This is a genomic window from Massilia sp. BKSP1R2A-1 (assembly GCF_050586525.1).
Taxonomy (GTDB): Bacteria; Pseudomonadota; Gammaproteobacteria; order Burkholderiales; family Burkholderiaceae_D; genus Telluria.
This window is the reverse complement of sequence record NZ_JBOBRE010000001.1, coordinates 115,675-136,814: the sequence shown is the minus strand read 5'-3', so window position 1 is coordinate 136,814 and position 21,140 is coordinate 115,675. Positions and strand designations below refer to the sequence as shown.

Below are 21,140 nucleotides of genomic sequence, written 5' to 3'. Positions count from 1 at the left end.
TTCCTCTCTATTCGGTCTTTTGCAGCTCCGCTGCAAGCACGGCCACGATGCGTTCGGCCGCCTTGCCGTCCCACAGTTGTGGACGGCGGCCCTGCTTGCCATCGCCGCGCAAGACCTTCCTGGCTTCGCGCACGATGACTTCCGGATCGGTGCCGGCCAGGACATTGCTGCCCTCCTCGACCGTCACCGGGCGTTCGGTGTTTTCGCGGATCGTCACGCAGGGCACGCCCAGCGCGGTGGTTTCTTCCTGCAGGCCGCCACTGTCGGTGAGGACCACGGCCGCGTCCTTCCACAGGTTGAGGAAGGCCATATAGGCTTGCGGGCCCGCCAGGGTGACGTTCGGGCCCAGGTCGATGCCGAATTTCTCGATGTTCGCGCGGGTGCGCGGGTGCACCGGGAAGATCAGCGGCAGTTCCTCGCCGATCTGCTTCAGGGCGCCGGCGATGCGGGCAAAGGTGACCGGGTCGTCGACATTGCTCGGGCGGTGCAGGGTCACGACGCCGTAGCGCCCTGCCCCATGCTGGGCCTTGAAGCCGGCGGTCTCGAAAGCGGAGGTATCGGCGCTGGCCAGTTTCTCGGCCTGGTAGAGCACGTTATCGACCATCACGTGGCCGACGTAGTGCACGGCGGAGTCCGCCTTGCCTTCGCGGCGCAGGTGTTCCACGGCGGCCGGCTCGGTGGCGAAGAACCAGTCCGAGATGCTGTCGGTGACGAGGCGGTTGATTTCTTCCGGCATGCTGATGTCGCCGCTGCGCAGGCCGGCTTCGACGTGGGCGACCGGAATCACGAGCTTCTTGGCGACGATCGAGCAGGCCAGGGTCGAGTTCACGTCGCCCACCACCAGCACCGCGGCCGGGCGCTCGGCCATGCACAGCTCCTCGAAGGCCACCATGATCTTGGCAGTCTGCTGGGCGTGGCTGCCGCCGCCGGCGGCCATGAAGACGTCCGGCTGGGGAATGCCCAGTTCCTCGAAGAACACGTCGTTCATTTCGCGGTCGTAGTGCTGGCCGGTGTGGATGATCTTGAACGACAGGGTGCGTTGTGCCTGCAGGGCGCGCACGATCGGCGCGATCTTCATGAAGTTCGGACGGGCACCAGCGACGAGGTAAATCAGCATTTGGACACTTCCCTTAATAATTATATATTTATTAACTGAGTAGTTACTTTTAAGAAATCTTAAAGAATTACTTACATTAATGCAAAAACGTTATTGTAAACCTGCATTCGACCGGAACGGCGGACGATACGCTCGTGATCCGCAGCACCTCGCAGGGCCGCTTGGACTCGTAGGTGCGCGAGCACCAGCCCAGCGGCGGGTTCTCGGCCCCGCGCACCAGTTCCAGCTGCAGGTCGGCGCCACTCGCCTGCATCTGCAGCACGAAGCGCTTGCCGCGTACCGACAGGCCCTGGCTGGTCAGGCGCACGTCGAGTTCAGGCGCGAAGTGCCAGAACTGCTCGACCTTGTGCGGCTTGCGTCCCGACACCTCGTCGCGCACCGTCAGGGTATTGCTGGCGCCGTCGAAGCGCACGCTGCGCGCGTGGCGCACCGGATCCGCCAGGCGGGTGTAGCCGCCGTGCGAGCCGCGGAAATCGAAGTCCTGGGGCGAGCTCGGCATGCGCTCGATATGCGCATGGGCCTTGCGCAGCCACATGAAGCGGCCGCCGCTCACCGACTGGTCGAGCCCGTCGATGCGCACCGTGTTGTGGCTCGAGGTGCCGCGGAAATAGTCGCGCCACTTCTGCTCCTGCCAGTAGGAATACGTCCCCGGGTCGATCAGGCATTCCTCGCCCGCGATCGACAGGGTCAGCGCCAGCGCGTCGGCGTGGCCGTGGGCCGCGATGCCGAGGTAGCCGAGCGGCCCGCAGTCCAGCATGCCCTTGATCTCGCTCGCTTCGCCGAAGTGGTTCCCGAAGAGGAAATAGCCGCCTTCCGGGAAGGCCCAGCCGGTGTCGACCTCGTACGGGTCGCAATCGGGGCGCTTGCCCGGCAGCGCATGCAGCAGCCACTGCACGCCGGGATGCCTGTCCGCCGCGCCGCCGAAGACCGTATCGCCCAGCGCCAGCAGTTGCGCGGCGCGGTCCATGCCGGAAGCGTCCAGGCGGAACACGCAGCCGTCGTCGGCGTCGCCCACGTTCGGCACGTTGCCGCCGACGTCGCGCACCGAACGCAGGAAGCGCATGGCGCGCTGCAAGGAGGCCCAGTAGGGGCGCGGGAAGGGATTGCCCGTCGCCTGGCCCATGAGGCCGGCGACGAACAGGAATTCGCTCGAGAAGATGTGGTAGGCAAACGCCTGCTCGCGGTTGACGCCGTCGCGCGTGAACTGGATCTGGGCCTCGCGTTCGAGCTCGCGGCGCGCCTGCGCCAGCCAGTCGCTTGATTCCTTCCAGCAGGGCCAGGTGCTGGCGCCCACGTACAGGCCCGCCAGTTCGCCGATCAGGTGGTTGTTGGCCGAGGAATGGCGCGACAGGTGGCGCGCGATGGTGCGGCAGTGGGCGTGGATGCTGTCGAGCCAGTCGGCGCGCAGCTTCTGGCCCGATTCTCCCGCGAACAGCTGGCTGGCTTCGCCGCCCGCCAGCTGCCACACCAGGCTCCAGTTGATGAGGCGGATGCCCAGTTCCAGCGAGCTGGTCCAGTTGGGGCCGGTCAGCGGCGGGCATTGGTCGAGCCAGCTGCGCAGCTGCTGTTCCAGCGCATGCAGCCAGCGCACGTCGCGCGAGAGAGTCCAGGCCTGGGCCAGGCGCACCAGGTGCAGGTGGCGGTTCAGCTCCCAGACATGCTTGATGTCGCCGACCAGCTGGCGGTTCGTGATGGCGATGTCGCCGCCATACACCGCGGGGCCGGTGACGCCGGTTTCCGGGTCGCGGTTCCAGGCCGTGGGCACGCCCACGTCGAAGCGGCGCTCGGCGAACAGCACCACGTGGCCGGCGCAGATGCGGTCCGCGTCCGCCAGCAGGGCGTCGATTTCCCGAGGATCGAGGGCGGGGACGCCGGTAACGCCCAGGGTCAGGGCGCGCGGCAGCGGCGCGGGCGCCGTGCGGCCGGCCATGCGCCGCCCCATCCTGGTCGCGGCCGCCTGGCGCACGCGGTAGCCCACTTCGGCCACCGACATGCAGCGCAGCCGGTTGACCAGCCATCCGATCCTCATCGTTCCATTCATTGCGTCCCCCTCGCTATGCGACCTCGTCGCGAAGCTGTTTATAGACCGCCGATATCTGCTTGACCACGGCACCGGACTCGAATCTCTCTTCGATTGTCTTGCGTGCCCGCGCTCCCAGGCGCTGCCGCTCTTGTTCGTCGCCGAGGATGCGCGCCAGGGCAGTTGCCAGCCCCTGCGCGTCGCCCGGCTGCACCATCAGGCCGTTGTCCTGATCCTTCACCGCGTCGGGAATGCCGCCGACGCCGCTTACCACGATGGCCTTGCCGGCCGCCATCGCTTCCAGCATCGCCATCGGCAGGCCCTCCGCATGCGAGGGCAGGCAGAACACGCTGGCGCGCGCCAGCTCCTCCTGCTTGCGCCCGCTTGTCACCCAGCCCAGCATCGTCACGCGCTCGCCCACGCCCAGCTCCTCGGCGCGCCGCTTCACCTGTTCCAGCTCGCCCTGCCCGCCGATCGCCAGCTCCGCCTGCGGGAAGCGCTCGCGCAGCAGGCCCAGGGCTTCCACCAGTTCATAGATGCCCTTGCGCGGCTCGACCTGGCCGAGGAAGAGGATGCGGCCGGCTTGCACCTCGACTTCGGGCGCGGGTGGCAGCGGCACCGAATTCGGGACCACCACCACCCGCGCCGCCGGCGCGAAACCGCGCAGGAAATCCGCCCAGCGGCTCGACAGCGCGATCACGGTCGAACTGTGTTCCAGCGTGTGGCGGATCCAGCGCCGCATCAGGCCATTCGAGCCCGCCACGAAATCGTCGAAGCAGGCGCCATGCAGGTGGAACACCGTCTTGCAGCCGCGCGCCCGCGCCAGCGCCAGGAGGATGGACTTGCGGACAAAACTCCCCTGCGAGGCCGCATGCGCATGCACCACGTCGGGCCGGCGCGCAAGAGCAAGCAGGGTGCCCCACACGCCCTTGAGGAATGCGCCGACCTTGTGCGCTTTCGTGCCCTCGGCATGGGTCGGCACGTAGCACACGCCTTCGCGCTCGAACAGGCCATCCTGGCGCAGCAGCGACACCACGGTCGCCACGCCGCCGCGTCCCTCGGGGTCGGTGCCCAGCATCAGCACGCGCGGCGCCGTCAGCCTTGCCGCCGGTGCTGCTGGAGCCGATGCCCGGTTCATGCCGCCCTCGCCTTCAGGGGTTTGCAAAATAGAAATTGTTTTGGATAGTACAACAGTGTTTTCTCCGGGAAGCGCACGATTCGAACCGGCTGGTACGAACGGCGCAACTTGTGGTAAGGCCGCTATCGTTCGGGCGTAGCGCCAGGAAGGATTTTTGTGTACGTTTCAGCAACAATCCGGCCGAGAATAGCATAGGTCCGGTGGCTCCTAACGTACGCTGGCCCACGTTTCGCGTACTCGGCAGCCAGGGCTTTGTCCTCCAGCAAGCGCCGGATCGCCGCGACGAAGGGGCCGGTTTCCATCGGCACGCACAGGCCCGCCGCGCTTTCCTCGACGACGAGGCGCTGGTCGGGGATGTCGTTGGCGACGCTGGGAATGCCCAGCGCCAGATACTCGACCAGCTTGGTCGGCGAGGACACGTCGAAGAGCACGCCACGCGGGATCGGCGACAGGCCGACCTCGGCCCGCACCGCGTAGCCCAGGGCTTCCCGCTGGGGCAGCCAGCCGGTGAGCAGCACGTGGTCCTCGATGCCGCGGCGGGCGATCTCGGCGCGCATCCAGTCCATTTCGTCGTTCGAGGCGGCGTCGCCGGCGATGACGACCAGGGCATCGGGGTCGGTCGCTTTCAAGGCTTGCGCCACGTCGAGCAGGAAGTCGGAACGGCGGGCGCGGGCGATGCGGCCCAGGTAGAGCACCACGCGGCGCCCGTCGAGGCGCGGGTCCCGACTCGGGATCACGGCAGCCCGGTCGAACACGCCGTCGTCCACGCCCATGGGCACGGCCGTCATGCGGCTGCGCCTGAAGCCCTTGGCCGCCAGCCAGTCGGCCATGGCTTCGCTCTGGACGAAGATGTGGCGGGCCCTGGGCAGCACCAGGCGGTAGATGACGAAACGCGAGGCGGCGGCGCGCAGCGCATGCGCGCACCATGTCAGGCCCCGGAACTCGTCGCGGCGCACTTCGAAGCCTTCGACGATGGGGAAGGACATCCAGTAGACAAAGGGGACGCGCAGGATGCCGGCGGCGATGCGTCCGAGCAGGCCCGAGGCGATCTTGTCGCGCACCTGGATGCAGTCGGGCCGGATGTGCGTCAAGGCGCGCAGCAGGCCGCGCAAGTCCCACAACGGCGAGAGCACGGCCGCGAAGCGCGAGCGCAGGCTGCCGACCAGGTGCATGCCGCCCGCCGGCCAGTCGCCCGTTTCATTGCCGCCCGCCTGCCCCACCAGTTCCGTGTTGACGCCATAGCGCGGCATCTCGCTGCCGAACAGCGTGCGTACGTCGGCGCGGGCCGGCGGCAAGGGATCTCGGACGATGAAGGCGATGGACAGGGGCTTGCGCATACGGTTGACCTGGTGTTCGAGCCAGCCGATTCTAGCGCAGCCATTCGACGGCACGATTCGGCAGCATCGGCCTTGTGTGCGCTGCAGCACATCCCGGCGAAAAAAGCCGGCCTGGCCTTGCCGCGCTCATGGCCAGCGGTTCGTGGAGTCCGCTGCTACAATCGCAATATGGGAATGCGCCGCAACACAGTCGTTCTTGCCGCATGGGCCGCCTTGCTTGCCATCCTGATGGCGGTGCTGGCGCCGACGCTCTCCCATGCCTACGCCAAGCCGGACGGGACCCGCTATATCACCGTCGAAGTCTGCAGCGCCACCGGCATCGCCACGACGCACCAGATGGCGGTCGACGACACCGGCGACGTCCCCGCAGCGGACCATGGCTTCGAACACTGCCCCTTCTGCCAGACCGGCGCCAGCCCCGTCGTATTGCCATCGGCGAGCTTCCAGCTCCCTGTGCTGGCGGGCGCCGATCGCCACCCTCCTCTCTTTTATAGCGCCTCCACGCCCCTGTTCGCATGGACGGCGGCGCAGCCACGCGGCCCGCCCGCGCCCTGATCCGACCTTCGCGCCCGCGCCTGCCGCGGGCTTCGTCGCACCGTGACCGGTGCCGGATCATCACGCCTGATGGCGTACGAGAGAGCTGCACATGACTTCATTCCATCTACGGGCGCTGGCCATCGGCTGCGCCTTTTCCCTGCCTGCCCTGGCGCAGGACGGCCTTCCCACCGTCGAGATCACCGGCAGCGCCCCGCGCGCCGGCCTGCTCGACCTCGACACGCCGGTCGACACCGGCAGCCGCCTCGGTCTGAGCGCGCGCGAAACGCCGGCCAGCGTCAATGTGGTCGACCGCGCCGCCATCGAGCTGCGCGGCGCCCGGGACACCCAGGAAATCCTGCGCGCCCTGCCCGGCGTCACCGCCCACAATGCGCCGGGCAATGTCGGCGTCTTCTACCGCGGCTTCGGCAGCGGCTCGATCAGCCAGCTGTTCAACGGCATCAACGTCCAGTACGCGATCGCCGCGCGGCCGGTCGACAGCTGGATCTACGAGCGGGTCGAATCCATCGGCGGCCCGTCGAGTTTCATGTCGGGCTCCGGCGCCGTGGGCGGCACCATCAATTACATCACCAAGACCGCCGAGCGCCGCGAATTCGGCGAAGCCCAGCTGCGTGTGGGCGTCGACGGCCTGCGCGAGGCATCCTTCGGCCTGAACCGCCGCGTGGACGACACCCACTTCGCCCGCATCGACCTGAACCGCCGCGGCAGCGACAGCTGGATCGAAGGCAGCGCTTCGCGCTCGACCCAGCTCGCCACCTCGCTGCGGTCGGACTTCAGCCGGGTCTTCACCCACCTGCTCGCCTACGAGTACCAGGAAGAAGACGTCGACCGTCCCTACTGGGGCACGCCGCTCCTCAACCCCGTGGCCGGCCGCGCGCGCATCGACGAAGGCACGCGCTTCAAGAACTACAACAGCCTCGATGGGGTCTATGACCAGCGCGTGCACTGGCTGCGCTCCGTATCGCAGGTGAAGCCGGACGAGCGTACGCAGTGGACCAACACCGTCTACGCCTACGACGCCCTGCGCGACTACCGCAACGTCGAGACCTACCGCTTCAACCCCGACAATACGGCCGTGATCCGCTCCGGCATCCTGCTGCAGCGCCACGACCAGCGCGTGGTCGGCAACCGCCTCGACGGCAGCCGCCGCGGCACGCTGCTGGGGCGCCGCAGCGACTGGGCCTACGGCGTGGACATCAGCTACAACCGCCAGACGCGCTTTCCCAACAGCCTGTCCACTACCGTGGGCGCGGTCGATCCGTACCGATTCACGCTTGAACACTTCTTCGACCTTCCCGGCATGGCGCCCGGCTTCCGCCCGGACCGCGACAACCGCGTGCGCACCCTCGCCGCCTACCTCGAAAACCGCACCGCCCTGGCTCCAAGCGTGCACCTGGTCACCGCCCTGCGCCACGAGCGCATCGGGCTCGAACTCACGAACCGGCGCGACGTCACGGCCGCCAACCCCGCCAGCTTCGAGCGCCGCTACCGCCCCACCACGGGGCGCGCGGGCCTGGTCTGGGACGTGACGCCCGGCGCCATGCTCTACGCCCAGTACGCGACGGCGGCCGATCCGCCTTCCGGCGTGCTGTCCACCGCCTCGTTCGCCGACGTGCGCAACAACAGCGAACTCACGCGCGGGCGCCAGGGCGAGATCGGCGCCAAGCTGGACTTCTGGCACGGCAAAGGATCGGCGACGCTGGCCGCCTACGACATCAGCCGCAGGAACATCGCCACGCAGGACCCGAACAACAGCACCTTGACCATCCTCGTCGGCGAACAGACGGCGCGCGGCGTCGAGCTGGCGGCCGGCCTGCAGCCCACGCGCCAGTGGTCGATCCAGGGCAACCTCACCAGGGTCGAGGCGCGCTACGCGAACTTCCGCCAGGGCGGCGTTTCCCTGGCCGGCAAGACCCCGACCAACACGCCGGAAACGGTGGCCAACCTGTGGCTCGGATGGGAACCCGTCGCCGGCGTGAAAGCGAGCGTGGGCCTGCGCCACGTGGGCCACATCTACGCGGACGCCGCCAACACGGTCGACTGGCCCTCGTATACCCTGGTCGATCTGGCCTTGAGCGTGAAGCTGCGGCCCGACCTGCTGCTCACCGGCCGGGTGCGCAATGTGGGGGACCGCCTCTACGCGGCGAACATGGCGGCCACCATGGCCTACCTCGGCGCACCGCGCAGCGCCGAAGTGGCGCTGCGCTACAGTTTCTGAGGCGCGCCATGTCAATGCCAACACTGAAACGCCTGCTGTTCCTGACCCACCGCTGGCTGGGCATCGTGCTGTGCGCCTTCTTCGCCATGTGGTTCGTCTCGGGCGTCGTCATGATGTACGTCGGCTATCCGAAGCTGACGGAATCGGAACGCCTGCAGCACCTGCCCCGCCTCGGGGAAGGCCAGGGTCTGCTCGGCCCTGCCCAGGCCCTGGCCACGGCCGGCGTGCATGCCCCTCTGGAGAGCCTGCGCCTGGCCGCCGCCGGCGGCGGTCGTCCCGTCTACCTGGCCGATCCTGCGAACGCGGGCGGCAAGAAGAAGGCCGGCAGCGCCACCATCGTGATCGACGCCCGCAGCGGCGCACGCCTCGACAGCTTCGGCCGCGAGGCCGCGCTGGCGGCGAGCAGCGCCTGGGCCGCCCCCGGCGTACGGCTCGATTACCTGGACGCGGTAATGGAAGACGCCTTTACCCACTCGCGCGGACTGGACGGCCACCGTCCCCTGCACCGCGTGCAGCTGGGCGACGAGGCGCAGACCCTGCTCTACGTGTCCAGCCGTACCGGCGAGGTGGTGCGCGACGCGCCGCGTCTCGAGCGCCTGTGGAACTACGCCGGCGCCTGGATCCACTGGCTCTATCCATTGCGCGACAATGTGTTCGACCGCTGGTGGACGGACATCGTCAACTGGCTGTCGATCGCCGGCATCGCGATGGCGCTCAGCGGCACCGTGGTCGGCGTGCTGCGCTGGCGCTTCACCCGCCCCTACCGCAATGGCGCACGCTCGCCCTATCCCGGCGCGATGATGCGCTGGCACCATATCGGCGGCCTGCTGTTCGCGCTCACGACCATCACCTGGATCTTCAGCGGCCTGATGTCGATGAACCCCTGGAAGGTGTTCACCAGCGAGGCCGCGCCGCTGCGCATGGACGCGCTGGCGGGCGGACCGCCCACCCTGTCCATCGACGTGCTGGCCGGCGCCACGCCCCAGGCACTGCTGGCCGCCGCACCCGGCGCGCGCGAACTGCATTGGCGCCGCATGCTGGGGCGCACCCAGGTACTCGCCTATCCGGCCGGCGGCAGCCCCCTCGTACTCGACGGGAATGCCAGAGCCGCGCCCGTGGACGTGGCGGCGCTGGCATCGGCCGCGAGCGGGCTCCTGCCTGCGCGGGTAGCCCGCATCGAACGGCTGGATGCCTACGACCTGCACTACTACGCGCGCGCCGACCACACGATGACGGGCGGCTTCGAGAAGCCGCTGCCGGCCCTGCGTGTCGTCTTCGACGATGCAGACAAGAGCTGGGTCCACATCGATCCGCGCACCGGCGCCGTGCTGGGCCGCAGCGACCGCCACAAGCGCGCCAGCCGCTGGCTGTTCGCCATGTTGCACAGCTGGGATTGGCTGCCCCTGCTGGAGCGCCGGCCGCTGTGGGATGCGGTGCTGGTCGTGCTGAGCCTCGGCGGCCTCCTGATGAGCGTGACGGGCATCGTCATCGGCTGGCGCAGGCTGGGCCGCAAGCTGGGCAGCTCAGGCCGCCCGCGTATCCTTCCATTCCACCAGGCGCCGCATTAGCTCGGCGCTGGCCTGGCTGTCGAGCTTGCGGCAGAAGTGGGCGCTGGAGGCGCGGATGCGTTCGAAGTCGGCCCCGTCGAGGACCTTGGGATTGCGCGCGCCCTGCTCCGGCCACTGGACGTAGCGGAAGTTGTCGCTCAGGACGCGGCTCGCGTAGGGCGAGTGCATGACCAGGGTCTGGAAGAACAGCTCGTCCGGGCACTGCACGGTACGGCACAGCCTGGACAAGCGCGGGTGCGCATCCGCCAGGCGCAGCACCTCGGCCACGCAGCCGCGCGACAGCGCCCACCAGGACGAGCCGCCGTGCGGCACGAGGCCATCCGGCATGCGGCGGCGCCGTCCGGTGAGGCGCAGCAGGGCATTGGCCGCCCTGCAGGCAAGGCGCTCCAGGCTGCCGCCTCCTTCGCGGTGGAAGAACTGGTAGCGGAAATCGACCTTCCAGCCATCCGGACCGATCGCGGTGGTCTCGATGAGTTCGCGCTCGCGCACCCGCGCCAGCTCGCGCTTGAGCAGGGCGTTCGGCAGCAGCGGGAAGTCCTGGGCCGACAGGAAGATCACCTTGTCGAAGCCGGGCTGTTCGCGCAGGATCTGGCGCAGCGACGCCAGCGTGGCCTCGACCTGCGAGAAGCCGCCCCAGCGCACGTCCACGCGGTCCTCGACCAGGTGGACGTTCGGATGCAGGTCGGCGGGATCGATCGCGCTCTTGCGGTCGAGGTGGACGTAGACGAGGAAGTCGGGGTCGCTCAGTTGCTGGACCAGCGCGTTGAGCTGCTCGACATCCTTGTGCGCGGCAATCAGGAATACCTGTTTCATCTGGAGACTCTCGGGACCAAAAAAAATCCCCCGCAGCGCGAGCCGCGGGGGATCTCGTGCGCGCCGAGTCTAGCACGCACCTGAGCGGGACAGCGCCCGCTACATGGCTTAGTTCAGCGTCACCGACTGGCCGCCGACGGTCACGGTACGCACCGAACCCGAGGTCGTGATGTTCACGGCCGGCTTCTTGCAGCCCGGATCCAGCAGCACCAGGTATTCGACCGCCTGGTTGGCATTGCCGCGCTGGTAGAAGGCGCCGTGGTCCTCGACCACATTGGCCTTGGCGCCCGGGCCGATCCACTTGTCGAAGGTGGCGGTCGGGGTCAGGGAGCGCATGCACAGCGACTGGCCGCCGGCGGACACTTCCACGTTCAGCGCGTCCTTCTTTTGCATGATGGCCGGGGTGTGCACGTTCCATTCGTAGGTGCGGGCCACGGTGCTCGACAGGCGGTCGCGCACCAGGATCGCGTTGCCGGCGTTACGCAGGTGCCAGACCTGGCGCTTGGCCATGGTCAGCTGGCCGCCATACGACGGGGTCGCATCGCCTTCCGCGTAGTCGTAAGTCGGCTGGGCGGTGAAGGCCGTGATCTTGCCGTTGCGCTGCAGCTGCTCGCGGTAGCCGTCCACCATCTGGCCCTTGCCGCCGTCGAAGGTGATCGCGTTCTGCGAGCGGGTCTGGTGGTACCAGTCGTTCCAGTACGGCGAGCCGTACCAGTCGTAGTAGCCGGCCTTGACCAGCAGCGGCTGGCCGGCAACCGACAGCAGCAGGCCGTTCTGGTCGCCGTGGCTGTGGTTGAAGGAGCCGTAGGGGCTGGACTTGAAGAAGGTCGAGGTGCGCGAGTTCGAGCCCAGGTCGCTGTGCATCGCCACCCAGCCGATGCTCGGGTAGTAGGCCGAGTTCGAAGGCGGTTCATAGACCTTGGTGTAGCTGACCGGCAGCGGGTACTCGGCCTGCAGCAGCGACATCGCGTCTTCCATGCCGGTGGTGTTCTTCACATACCAGGCGGCGCGCGGCGACCACATGCGCGAGGCAAAGGCGCGGAACACGCGCTGGTCCGGCTTGGTCTCGGAGGCGTCGCCGAAGGCGTGGGTGCGCGCGCCCGGCGGAATGAATTCCATCGCGAAGTCGAGGAAGCCGAGGGTCCAGGGCTTGCCGAAGAAGTTCACGCCGCTGGCCTGGGTGAGCGGGTCCCACAGGGCCAGCAGGTAGCCGGCCGCGTACTCGCCGTAAGCGGTGCCGTTGGCGTAGCCGCCTTCCGGGCCGCTCCAGGGGTTCGGGCTCAGCGCGTAGGCGCGGAACGAGAAGTCGAACCAGGCCTGGGCTTCCGGGATGTCGCCCAGGGTCAGGGTCGAGATCAGGACCAGGAACACCATGCTGGTGTTGCCGTGCGAGTCGAAGGGGTACTGGTCGAGGCGGCCGTTGTCGCCCGCCAGGTTGTTGTAGATCTCGGTGGTGCGGGTCTTGATCGAGGCGAGCCAGCGCTGCTTGCGGGTGCCGTCGAGCGAGCTGCCCAGCAGGTCCATGGTCTTGGACAGGCCCCAGGCGATCTGGCGGGTGGCCTGGTCCTGGTTGTAGTAGCTGGTCGGGCCGGCCGGGTTCAGGGCGGCCAGCTCGTCGCCGCGGCGCAGGGCCTCGGTCAGGTAGACCTGCTCGCCCTTCAGGCGCCACATCGTCGCTGCCGCTTCCATCTGGCGGCTCGCCTCGTTGATGCGCTGGCGCACGTCGGTCTGCTGGTTGGCCATGGCGGCGGTCAGCGGCGAAGAGATGACGATCGACCAGCGCGAGTCGCTCAGGCTGGGCACGGCCGTGATCTGGGCTTTCACTTCGTTGCCCAGGCGGCTCAGGTAGGACTCGAGCGCCGTCTTCTTGGCATAGTTCCAGGTCGAGAACGGCGTGAACGAGGCCGGCATCGAGCGCGGACGCGCTTTCGAGAGGATGCGGTTGCGCAGGGTGGCGTTGTCAGGCACTTCGAACACATTCGAGCGGCTGGTGATCGAGAAGGTGCGCGGGTTCGACCACTCGTTGCTGCCCGCCGGGCGCACGCGCCAGGTGTAGTTGCCCAGGGCCAGGGCCTTGGTCGGCAGGTACCAGTTGCGCGCGACGGTGACGCGGGTCGGCGTGCCGCCGACCGGGGTGATCTCGAGCTCGTAGCTGGACGGGCCGGTGGCATGGCGGGCCCAGGTGAAGCCCGGCGGGTTCTGCGCCTGCATCTGGTTCATTTCAGGCTTGGCCTGGACAACCAGAGGATCGTTCGACTGGACCCAATCGGCGCGTGCGGCAGCGCTCGCGAACAGCGAGACGAAAGCAGCGGCCAGGACGAGGCTCTTCCGAGATACTTGCATGTGGGTTACTCCGAGAAAAATCGTGATGTCGTTCACCGCACCGGGTCGGCCGGCGGGCTCGAGAATGTTTGCCTGTACTTACCGAATGAAGACGGCGACTTACTTTCTTGCTGTACCTTTTTTGCGGTACTTGACGGGGTTTATGCTACCCCAAAGTAAGTTGAGTGCAGGAAAATTCTCTAAAGAAATCGCACATTTTTCGCTTGCTTTGCGGAAATCCCACGCTAAAAAATCAACTCTTTCCGAACAATATTTGCAGGCTTTTAATGGGTGTAATTTTCCTGCAAAGACAAAAGCGCAAACCTGTCAGATTGCTACGACAGGCCTGGCGTTTGTCAGGCTGCCACCGATCTGGCCTCGGCCTGCAGGCCGCGCATGCGCTTCAGGTAGCGCAGGCAGTAGATACCGAAGGACAGCGGCGCTTTTTCCATGTAGCGGCGGCGCACGTTGAATTCTTCCTGGCGCGCCTTGATCCGGTTGGCCGAGGACACGCTGCCCTCGTGATCGCGGAACACGGTCAGCGGCTGGTCGATCATGACCGGCCTGGCGACCGCGCCCAGGCGCAGCCACAGGTCGATGTCCATCGCGTACTTCAGCTTTTCGTCGAACGTGCCGACCCGTTCGAAGGCGGACTTGCGCACGAACACCGCCGGATGCGGGATCGAGGCGCGGCCGGCCACGAAGGAGCGGTAGGAGAAAGGCGGCATGGCGTAGGGCGGGACCATCTTGCCGTCCTTGAGGATCTGGATGTTGCCGAACACCCAATCGACCGGCGCGCCGCCCTTCCCTTCTTCGAATGCGCGCTTGACCACGGCCAGCACGTCGGGGCCGTTGTAGTAGTCGTCCGAATGGAGGTGGGCGATGTACTCGCCGCGGGCGGCCTCGATGCCCTGGTTCATGGCGCGGCTGATGCCGCCGCCGACGTCGCGCAGCACCCGCTTGTTGCCGGGCTTGTCGCGCATGTAGGCCGCGATCATGTCGAGGGTGCCGTCGGTGGAGCCGCCGTCGACGAAGATGTGCTCGAAGTCCTGGCAGGTCTGCGACTGGACCGAGGCCAGGGTGTCAGCCAGCGTGGCGGCGCTGTTCCAGGTGCACGTAACGATCGAAAAGGTTGGTTTGCTCTGCATACAGCTCCAGTAACTGAGGTAAGAGACGCCCGGCATCCGCCCCGAAGGAGGCTGGCGGCACGCGCTGTCGCGGTGGTTCGGCAAGCTGGGCGCCGACGCGCTCGACCAGCTCGTCCATCGTGGAAGCCAGCTGCAGCTGGCCCTCGTATTGCTGGTAGGCGGCCAGCTCCGGGGTGCCGCCGCGCGCCAGGGCCACGCACTGGCGGCCCAGCGCCAGCGCTTCCAGCACCGTGGTGCTGCAGGCCTCCTCGCACACCGAGGGCACCACCGCCAGGTGGGCGCGCGCGGTGAGCGCCAGCGCCCCGTTGTAGTCCTGCCAGCCGAGGAAGCGGACATTCGGGCCGGCGTAGCGCGCTTCCAGCGCCGCGCGCTGGGGGCCGTCGCCTGCGATCGTCAGGCGCGCATGCGGCGGCAGCCGGCCTTCGGCCGCCGCCAGGAACTCGCCGAAGCCCTTGCCGGCATCGACCCGCCCGACCAGCACGATGTCGCCCGGCTCGGGCTCCGGGGCGGCCTGGGCGGCGCGCAGCAGGCGCGGATAGTCGACGAAGTTGTGGATCACGCGGCAGCGCGACAGGTCGGCGTCCGGCACCGCGCGCAGGAACTGGCGGCGCAGGAAGTCCGAGACGAAGACGGTCTTGTGGCGCGCAAAGGCGCGCGCGGTCTGGCTGCGGTAGCCGGTGACGGCGATCGCGGTGACCGACTTGCGCATGGTGCCCGCGCGTTTGTTCTGTCCTGTGATGCAGGCCGAGCAATCCCCCGGCACCAGGTTGTCGCACACCGTCTCGTCACGAAAGCGCAGGTGGGTCAGGCACTCGCTGCCCTGGTCGTGGCGGGTCTGCACGTAGTTGATGCCCTCCTCCACGTGCAGGCCCACCATGGGCACGTGGCCGTGGTAATGGACGACGTCGAAGCCGGGGGCGTGCTGGTTGATGGCGGCCGCGATCTTGCGCGCGAAAAAGGGGCGCTTGAGCGGATTGAACACGCCCATCTGCAATTCCTTCCAGCCCGGGCGCGCGTAATCGAAGCCGGGACGGAAATGCCCGCGAAAGCCGATCTGCTCGGCGCAGCGCTCGATGCCGCGGTCGTTGCGGCCGAGGATCTCGACGTCGTGCCCCTCGGCCAGCAGACGGTTGGCCAGCGTGACCACGTGCTTGCCGAGACCGCCCACCTGGTCGCCCGGCAGATCTTCCGACACCATCAGGATGCGCATTGTGCCCTCCGCTTCTGAACCAAACTCCACTCTCCTTTGACATGCATTCGATGCTGGGTTCACCCGGCAGGCTGCCAGCGCGCCTTCACGCGCGACCAGGCCATCAGCCGGTCGTCGCGCTCGACCACGAACAGCAGGCCGTGCACGCCCAGGAGCAGCACGGTCACGCCCAGGATGAACAGGAATTCCGCGACGCCGCGGTCGAACAGGGTCTCGGCCGTGCTGGCGGCGATCGCCACCAGCGCCACCCCTGCCACGCCCGGCGCATAACCCTGCGACAGCAGGCGGACCAAGCTGGTCGGCACCGTGCGGCCGTGCACGTAGACGATGAAGGCGGCGGTGAACAGGACCGAGCCCGCCAGATGCCCCCAGGCGGCGCCATCGATTCCCCAGCCGGCCACCCCAAACCAGACGATGGCCAGGCCCGCCAGGGCGCGCGTCACGGCGAACAGGCCGGATACGCGCGGGTGGCCCATGCCGTCGTTGACCAGGGATGGCAGGCTGGTGAGCGAGTCGACGAACTGCGACAGCGCCATCACGGCCAGCACCAGGGCGCCGTTGCGGGCGAAGTCTTCGTTCATCCAGTAGCGCAGGATCTGGTGCGCGAACACGGCCACCAGCACCAGGATGGCCGCATTCAGGAAGACGACGTAGCGGGTCGCCTTCAGGTAGGCGCGGTCCAGGCGCGCCAGCTCGCCTTGCGCGGCCATCGCGCTGGCGGCCGGGAAGAAGACGCCGGACAGCCGGAAGGTCAGGCTCAGCACCCGGTTGGCGAGCGTGGCCGCCACCGTGAAGTAGGCCAGGCCCGTGACCCCGACCAGGGCGCCGATGATGAGCTTGTCCGCGTGGGCATACGAGAGCGTTGCGAAGCGCGACAGGAAGGAGTAGGCCGAGAAGCCGAGCAGCGCCCCGCGCGCCCGCGCGCCCGGCCAGCGCAAATGAAAGCCCGGCAGCAGACGTTTCACGGCGCGCCACAGGATGGTGCAGTGGATGCTGCTTGCGATCACGCGCAGCAGCACCACCTCGAACAGGCCGTAGCCCAGCAGCAGCACACCGACCGTGGCGATCGGCACCAGGGTCCCGAACACCATTTCCACGCGCGCCGAGATGTCGTAGCGCATCAGGGACTGGGGCACGCTGTTCAGGTAGCTCTGGACCTGGCCCAGCAGGAAGCCCAGGGCGGCCAGGCGCAGGGTGGCGATCGCTTCCGGGACCAGCGCGGCGGGCACCGAGAATACGCTGGTCACGAACCACTGCGCCCCCAGCAGCAGGCCCAGCGCACCCAGCACGCCGATGATGGCGTAGGTGGCCAGGCCAAAGGACAGGGTCTCGTAGACGCCCTCCTCGTCCTTGCGCGCATTGTGCTCGGCGATGTATTTCACCGAGCCGGCGGTGACGTTGATGTCGATGACGGCGAAGTAGCCGACGATGGCCGTCACCAGCGAGTACACGCCGTAGCTCGCGTCGCCCAGTCCTTTCACGACCATGGGCACGGTGGCCAGCATCACCAGTGCGGGAATCGCGGCCCCCAGCAGGTTGGACCAGGCGTTGCGGGCAAGGCGCAGGTTCATCAGGCAGCCACCAGGCGCGGACGCGGCACGAACGGTTTCACCGCCGGTTTCGTGGCGGGCGCCACCTTGGCCACGGCCATGGCCAGGTAGGGCAAGGCCAGGCAGATGGCCAGCATCTGCGTGGTGCGCACCTGCGGGAAAGGCGTGCCGATCAGGAAGTCGGGAATCATGAAGGCGATGCCCGCCACGCCGGCCGTGGCCAGGCCGAGGAGCTCGGGCGGCAGCGTCTTCAGGGCCCGCCGCGCGAACAGCACGAAGGCGGCGATGGTGCCGATCAGGAGGAAGGTGCCCAGCAGGCCGCTCTTGAGCGCCACGTGCAGCACGCCGCTGTGCAGGAAGAGGCCGCCGTCCGGATTGTTCTGCCAGGAGATGTACTGGTAGCCCGTGTACCTGCCCCAGGAGCCGATGCCCGTGATCGGCTTCGAAAGGAAGTCGGCGAGCGCGAACTTCAGTTCCAGCACCCGTTCGCTCTCCGGACCGAAGCGGCGTGACTGCATGTCGTAGACCAGGCTCGAGAGCCCCCCGCCCGCCCCCTTGGTCTGGGTCAGGCGCTGCACCGCCACATAGGCCAGCGCGGCGCCGACCAGCGGCAGGCCGCCGGTCATGAGCTGGATGCGGCGCTTGATCGGGAAGCGCATCATGATCACCAGGAAGGCCAGCAGGAAGCCGATCCAGGCGCTGCGGCGGTAAGAGAGCACGATGCACAGGGCGGTCGTGATCAGGGTCGCCCATTCGATGCCGCGCCAGAATTTCGGCCGGTCGGTCTTGACGGTCTGGAACAGGTGCACGGCGGCGATGGCGAAGGCGATGGTGCAGACCAGGCTGTCGTTGATGTCGAAGAAGGTGAGCCGAATCTTGATCGCGTTCATGTTCGCGTACACATTGTTCGGGTCACCGCCGAAGGCCGCCCAGCGCACCAGGCCGAACAGGGCGCGGCCCAGGCCCAGCAGCAGGATGAAGTGGGTCAGCTCGAGCACGTGCTCGCGGGTGCGGAAGGACAGCAGGATCAGGGAGATCAGCGGCGCCATCCAGACGATGTTCGAGAAGCCCTGGGGCGAGAGCGAATCCTTGAGGGGCACGTCGAGCATCATGGACACGCCGACGTGGCCGACCAGCAGCACGAACCAGCCGAGGAACCAGGGCCGGAGATTGCATTCCGGCGCCGGATAGCGCTGGAAACTGGCGGCGACCCGCGCGCAGGCCCAGGCGCCCAGCACGTACCACAGCAGCAGGCCGAAGAACAGCATGCCGGAGCCGCGGCTGTAGATGCTGCGGGTGGCGAAGATCGCCATATTCCCGTAGCTGGTCGAGTTCATGCAGAAATAGATGGCCAGGTAGGGATAGACCAGGAAGCGCGGCCATACCAGGCCGATGCCGATGCCTGCCACCGCGGCGATCGAGAGCCCGATGATGAAGGCCCAGGGCAGCGAGTAATAAACGTAAGGCAGGATCTGGTTCATCTAGGGGAGTTCCAGTTTATCCACGCGCAGGCGCTTGCGCCGCATGGCCCGAGCGTGCCTGAACCGCTGCACCTTCGAGGCCCGCGCCGAGCAGGCGGGTACGGTCGCGCGGCGCCATATTGCCCAGCATGTCGGTCACGAAGCGGTCCTGGATGCGCCAGGCCTGGGCATCGTTGGCCTGAATGGTCGAGACCCGCACCAGCATGCCGTCCGGGATCTCGCCCGACAGGCCGTAGGCCAGGCGGCGCAGCTTCTGCTGGATGCCGGTCTTGGTGGCGTGTTCGCCGATCGTGATCCAGTAGGTGATCGGTTCGTTGCGCTCGTGCAGGCGCGCGACCAGGCGCTTGACCGGCAGCTCGCCGAAACCGGTCGGCAGCTCGCCCTCCTGGTCCTTGACCATCTGGAAGCCCTGGGCCACGTAGCAGACTTCGGGCAGGTGCAGCTGCAGGGCCTTGCTCTGGTCGCCGCCATAGGCGATCGACAGCATCACGCGCTGGCCTTCGCGGTTCACATACGTGCGCGACAGGGTCTGGTCGTAGATCTTTTCCAGCACGCTCTGCTGCTCGGGGTCGGGCTGCAGCGGCACCACGTTCGGGTCGATGCGCCAGTCGCCGAAGCGCTGCGGGATCATCTGTTCCAGCGAGAACTGCTCGTGGGCCTGGGGCACGCGCGCCTTCGGGGTCAGGGCGCCGGTCAGGGCCGAGGTGCCGGCCATGGCCAGGCCCAGCACCAGGCTGATCGCAAAGCGGCGGTTCATGTCGCCTCCTTCAGGGTCGGGGTCAGCTTGCGCCCTCCTCCGCTTCCGGGTCCGCCGGAACCGCCTTCCCTGCGCTTGATCCACCACTGCAGGCCGTTGTCGACCGCCAGGATCAGCAAGAGCGCCGTGACGAACAGCACCATGCCGGCGAAGCCGTGCAGGAAGCCCTGGCCGGCGGCGTCGCCGAAGTAATAGGTGATGAGGGTCAGCGCGATCACGCGGATCACGTTGGCGGTGAAGGAAATCGGGATGATCAGGATCGCCAGCGTGATGTTGCGGAAGGCCGAGGGGTGGCGCATCAGGTTCAGGTAGAACAGGCCCAGCGCTTCCAGCGTGAGCAGGGTCTGCAGGCCGGCGCAGGCGTCGGCCACCAGCAGCTGGTACTGGCCCATCTGCAGTACCACGCCCGAGCGCGAGATCGGGTAGCCGAGGGCGAAGAGGATGTGCTCGGTCACCCAGGACACCGCCATCTTCATCGGCATGGTCACGGCGGCCACCAGCTCGCTCGGCAGCGGCACCATGAAGAGCATGAAGAAGAAGGGGAACCACAGCGCGCGCAGGGCGCGCGAACCGAATTTCAGCAGCACGATGGCCGCCATGACGAGGATGATCGAGGCGACCTCGAACATCAGGATCTTCTGCGAACGGCCCAGCAGGTGCGACATCAGGCCGATGGCCAGCACCGGCCAGCCGAGCCAGGTGTTGACGGGCGCGACGGCGGGATGGCCAATGGCGGCCAGCATCTCGGGCCATTTCCGCCAGATCAGCCAGATTGCCAGGAAGAAGATGATCGGGCCATGTCCCTGCTCCTCGCCGATCCAGGCGCCGGTGAACAGGTCGTAGAAGGTCGGCCCCAGCAGGATTGCCAGGCCGGCGAAGATGGGCCACCATTCGGGCAGCGAGCGGCGGATGCCGTCGATGCTGCCGGACAGGGTTTGCGGCAGCGCTGCGCCACGATCGTCGATGTCGGTGCGTGCAGTGCCGGCCATATCAGAACTCCACCACCACGGAGCCGACCACTTCGGCTCCCGATTCGGCCATCTGCTCGGCCATGCGGCTGACGTTGGCGATGCGGGTACGGTGCTTGCAGGCCACCAGCAGCACACCGCCGGCGCGCCCCGCCACGGCCAGGGCGTCGGCGCCGGAAGCGAAAGGCGGCAGGTCGTAGAGCACCACGTCGTAGCGCGACTCGAGCTGGGTATTCAGGTTGCGGAAGCCTTCGCGCGCCAGCAGTTCCTGCGGGTTGGGCGGCAGGGTCCCGGCCGGCATCAGGGACAGGTCCACGAAAGCCGGCACCCGGGTGATGACGTCGAGGTCGGCGCGGCCGGCCAGCAGGTCGGAGAGGCCCTGGCGCGGCTTGACGCCGAACATCTCCTGCTGGCGCGGGCTGCGCAGGTTGGCGTCCACCAGCAGGGTCTGCTCGCCCAGCTGGGAGAACACCACCGCCAGGTTGGCCGCGAACAGGCTGGAGCCGTCGTCGGGCGTCACGCCGGCAATGGCGAGGGCCCGGCGGCCGCGGGCGAACCAGCGCAGCATCAGCTGGCTGCGGATCGCGCGCAGCGCTTCGACCTGGGGCGAGAAGGGATCGTAGGCCGCCACCAGCTTGGGCGAGAGGTTGGTCTGCCCCTTCTGCAGATAGGGATAGGAGAACTGGCGCGCCAGCACCTGCTGGATGTCGTCCTCGCTCACCAGCCCCAGGCGCACGGCGGCTTCGCCGAAGCGGATCCCGAGGTCCTTCTGCATGCGCAGCACGCGTTCGGCATCGTCGAGAGTCAGCTTGCCCTGGTCCAGGAGCAGCGCTCCCATGCTCGACTCGGCAGCCGGGTCGTGGGGCAAGGCGGATAGCACGGATGAATTCATGGTCTGTCCTTGGTTGTCCTTCTTGTTCTGCGCTTGTTCAGTTCAG

16 protein-coding genes are annotated in these 21,140 nt (G+C 67.7%); 3 read left to right on the top strand and 13 right to left on the bottom strand.

What is annotated here, in order from left to right; translation table 11 throughout:
- Positions 1–7: 7 nt before the first annotated feature.
- From wecB to ACQ7JA_RS00565, 4 genes are all read right to left on the bottom strand, one after another.
- Positions 8–1,117, bottom strand: coding sequence for a non-hydrolyzing UDP-N-acetylglucosamine 2-epimerase (gene wecB, locus ACQ7JA_RS00580; RefSeq protein WP_430893899.1), 1,110 nt, complete (start codon positions 1,115–1,117; stop codon positions 8–10).
- Positions 1,118–1,193: 76 nt separating this feature from the next.
- Complete coding sequence (locus ACQ7JA_RS00575; RefSeq protein ID WP_430893897.1) at positions 1,194–3,146, bottom strand: alginate lyase family protein; 1,953 nt, start codon at positions 3,144–3,146, stop codon at positions 1,194–1,196.
- Between the two features lie 25 nt (positions 3,147–3,171).
- Entirely contained in the window at positions 3,172–4,275 is a 1,104-nt protein-coding gene (locus ACQ7JA_RS00570) for a glycosyltransferase family 4 protein (RefSeq protein ID WP_430893895.1), read from the bottom strand.
- A 122-nt stretch (positions 4,276–4,397) separates the two neighbouring features.
- Positions 4,398–5,612, bottom strand: a complete 1,215-nt coding sequence (locus tag ACQ7JA_RS00565; protein WP_430893893.1) for a glycosyltransferase — start codon at positions 5,610–5,612, stop codon at positions 4,398–4,400.
- A 174-nt stretch (positions 5,613–5,786) separates the two neighbouring features.
- Here ACQ7JA_RS00565 and ACQ7JA_RS00560 point away from each other — a divergent pair, with 174 nt between their 5' ends.
- The 3 genes from ACQ7JA_RS00560 to ACQ7JA_RS00550 all read left to right on the top strand — a co-directional run bounded on the left by ACQ7JA_RS00560 (position 5,787) and on the right by ACQ7JA_RS00550 (position 9,953).
- Entirely contained in the window at positions 5,787–6,167 is a 381-nt protein-coding gene (locus ACQ7JA_RS00560) for a DUF2946 domain-containing protein (RefSeq protein ID WP_430893891.1), read from the top strand.
- 91 nt (positions 6,168–6,258) lie between these two features.
- The gene (locus ACQ7JA_RS00555; RefSeq protein ID WP_430893889.1) at positions 6,259–8,385 is read left to right on the top strand and encodes a TonB-dependent receptor; all 2,127 of its coding nucleotides are present in this window, start codon (positions 6,259–6,261) and stop codon (positions 8,383–8,385) included.
- A 14-nt stretch (positions 8,386–8,399) separates the two neighbouring features.
- Positions 8,400–9,953: a PepSY domain-containing protein gene (locus ACQ7JA_RS00550; RefSeq protein ID WP_430893887.1), complete on the top strand. Its 1,554-nt coding sequence runs from the start codon at positions 8,400–8,402 to the stop codon at positions 9,951–9,953.
- Here the strand turns inward: ACQ7JA_RS00550 and ACQ7JA_RS00545 are convergent.
- From ACQ7JA_RS00545 to epsG, 9 genes are all read right to left on the bottom strand, one after another.
- The gene (locus ACQ7JA_RS00545) at positions 9,909–10,766 is read right to left on the bottom strand and encodes a beta-1,6-N-acetylglucosaminyltransferase (protein ID WP_430893885.1); all 858 of its coding nucleotides are present in this window, start codon (positions 10,764–10,766) and stop codon (positions 9,909–9,911) included. The genes ACQ7JA_RS00550 and ACQ7JA_RS00545 overlap by 45 nt on opposite strands.
- A 108-nt stretch (positions 10,767–10,874) precedes the next feature.
- Positions 10,875–13,109: a heparinase II/III domain-containing protein gene (locus ACQ7JA_RS00540; protein WP_430893883.1), complete on the bottom strand. Its 2,235-nt coding sequence runs from the start codon at positions 13,107–13,109 to the stop codon at positions 10,875–10,877.
- A gap of 335 nt (positions 13,110–13,444) precedes the next feature.
- Positions 13,445–14,236, bottom strand: a complete 792-nt coding sequence (locus ACQ7JA_RS00535; RefSeq protein ID WP_430893881.1) for a glycosyltransferase family 2 protein — start codon at positions 14,234–14,236, stop codon at positions 13,445–13,447.
- The gene (locus ACQ7JA_RS00530) at positions 14,172–15,446 is read right to left on the bottom strand and encodes a glycosyltransferase family 4 protein (RefSeq protein WP_430893879.1); all 1,275 of its coding nucleotides are present in this window, start codon (positions 15,444–15,446) and stop codon (positions 14,172–14,174) included. The genes ACQ7JA_RS00535 and ACQ7JA_RS00530 overlap by 65 nt, the downstream gene beginning before the upstream one ends.
- A gap of 59 nt (positions 15,447–15,505) precedes the next feature.
- The gene (locus ACQ7JA_RS00525) at positions 15,506–17,017 is read right to left on the bottom strand and encodes an oligosaccharide flippase family protein (protein WP_430893877.1); all 1,512 of its coding nucleotides are present in this window, start codon (positions 17,015–17,017) and stop codon (positions 15,506–15,508) included.
- Positions 17,017–18,477 carry an O-antigen ligase family protein gene (locus ACQ7JA_RS00520; protein ID WP_430893875.1) on the bottom strand — a complete coding sequence of 487 codons (1,461 nt, stop codon included), beginning with the start codon at positions 18,475–18,477 and terminating at the stop codon, positions 17,017–17,019. The genes ACQ7JA_RS00525 and ACQ7JA_RS00520 overlap by 1 nt, the downstream gene beginning before the upstream one ends.
- Before the next feature lie 16 nt (positions 18,478–18,493).
- On the bottom strand, positions 18,494–19,234 hold the full coding sequence (gene epsI, locus ACQ7JA_RS00515) for an exosortase-associated protein EpsI, B-type (RefSeq protein ID WP_430893873.1): 741 nt from the start codon (positions 19,232–19,234) through the stop codon (positions 18,494–18,496).
- On the bottom strand, positions 19,231–20,223 hold the full coding sequence (gene xrtB, locus ACQ7JA_RS00510; RefSeq protein WP_430893871.1) for an exosortase B: 993 nt from the start codon (positions 20,221–20,223) through the stop codon (positions 19,231–19,233). The genes epsI and xrtB overlap by 4 nt, the downstream gene beginning before the upstream one ends.
- A gap of 1 nt (position 20,224) precedes the next feature.
- A complete protein-coding gene (gene epsG, locus ACQ7JA_RS00505; RefSeq protein WP_430893869.1) occupies positions 20,225–21,094 on the bottom strand; it encodes a chain length determinant protein tyrosine kinase EpsG in 870 nt (289 codons plus the stop codon).
- Positions 21,095–21,140: the final 46 nt, after the last annotated feature.

What these genes read in the sequence shown, in the direction of transcription:
- xrtB (WP_430893871.1), bottom strand. Translation starts at nt 20,223, where the DNA reads ATGGCCGGCACTGCACGCACCGACATCGACGATCGTGGCGCAGCGCTG.
- ACQ7JA_RS00545 (WP_430893885.1), bottom strand. Translation starts at nt 10,766, where the DNA reads ATGAAACAGGTATTCCTGATTGCCGCGCACAAGGATGTCGAGCAGCTC.
- ACQ7JA_RS00555 (WP_430893889.1), top strand. Translation starts at nt 6,259, where the DNA reads ATGACTTCATTCCATCTACGGGCGCTGGCCATCGGCTGCGCCTTTTCC.
- ACQ7JA_RS00525 (WP_430893877.1), bottom strand. Translation starts at nt 17,017, where the DNA reads ATGAACCTGCGCCTTGCCCGCAACGCCTGGTCCAACCTGCTGGGGGCC.
- epsG (WP_430893869.1), bottom strand. Translation starts at nt 21,094, where the DNA reads ATGAATTCATCCGTGCTATCCGCCTTGCCCCACGACCCGGCTGCCGAG.
- ACQ7JA_RS00565 (WP_430893893.1), bottom strand. Translation starts at nt 5,612, where the DNA reads ATGCGCAAGCCCCTGTCCATCGCCTTCATCGTCCGAGATCCCTTGCCG.
- ACQ7JA_RS00560 (WP_430893891.1), top strand. Translation starts at nt 5,787, where the DNA reads ATGCGCCGCAACACAGTCGTTCTTGCCGCATGGGCCGCCTTGCTTGCC.
- epsI (WP_430893873.1), bottom strand. Translation starts at nt 19,234, where the DNA reads ATGAACCGCCGCTTTGCGATCAGCCTGGTGCTGGGCCTGGCCATGGCC.
- wecB (WP_430893899.1), bottom strand. Translation starts at nt 1,117, where the DNA reads ATGCTGATTTACCTCGTCGCTGGTGCCCGTCCGAACTTCATGAAGATC.
- ACQ7JA_RS00535 (WP_430893881.1), bottom strand. Translation starts at nt 14,236, where the DNA reads ATGCAGAGCAAACCAACCTTTTCGATCGTTACGTGCACCTGGAACAGC.
- ACQ7JA_RS00570 (WP_430893895.1), bottom strand. Translation starts at nt 4,275, where the DNA reads ATGAACCGGGCATCGGCTCCAGCAGCACCGGCGGCAAGGCTGACGGCG.
- ACQ7JA_RS00530 (WP_430893879.1), bottom strand. Translation starts at nt 15,446, where the DNA reads ATGCGCATCCTGATGGTGTCGGAAGATCTGCCGGGCGACCAGGTGGGC.
- ACQ7JA_RS00540 (WP_430893883.1), bottom strand. Translation starts at nt 13,109, where the DNA reads ATGCAAGTATCTCGGAAGAGCCTCGTCCTGGCCGCTGCTTTCGTCTCG.
- ACQ7JA_RS00575 (WP_430893897.1), bottom strand. Translation starts at nt 3,146, where the DNA reads ATGAGGATCGGATGGCTGGTCAACCGGCTGCGCTGCATGTCGGTGGCC.
- ACQ7JA_RS00550 (WP_430893887.1), top strand. Translation starts at nt 8,400, where the DNA reads ATGCCAACACTGAAACGCCTGCTGTTCCTGACCCACCGCTGGCTGGGC.
- ACQ7JA_RS00520 (WP_430893875.1), bottom strand. Translation starts at nt 18,477, where the DNA reads ATGAACCAGATCCTGCCTTACGTTTATTACTCGCTGCCCTGGGCCTTC.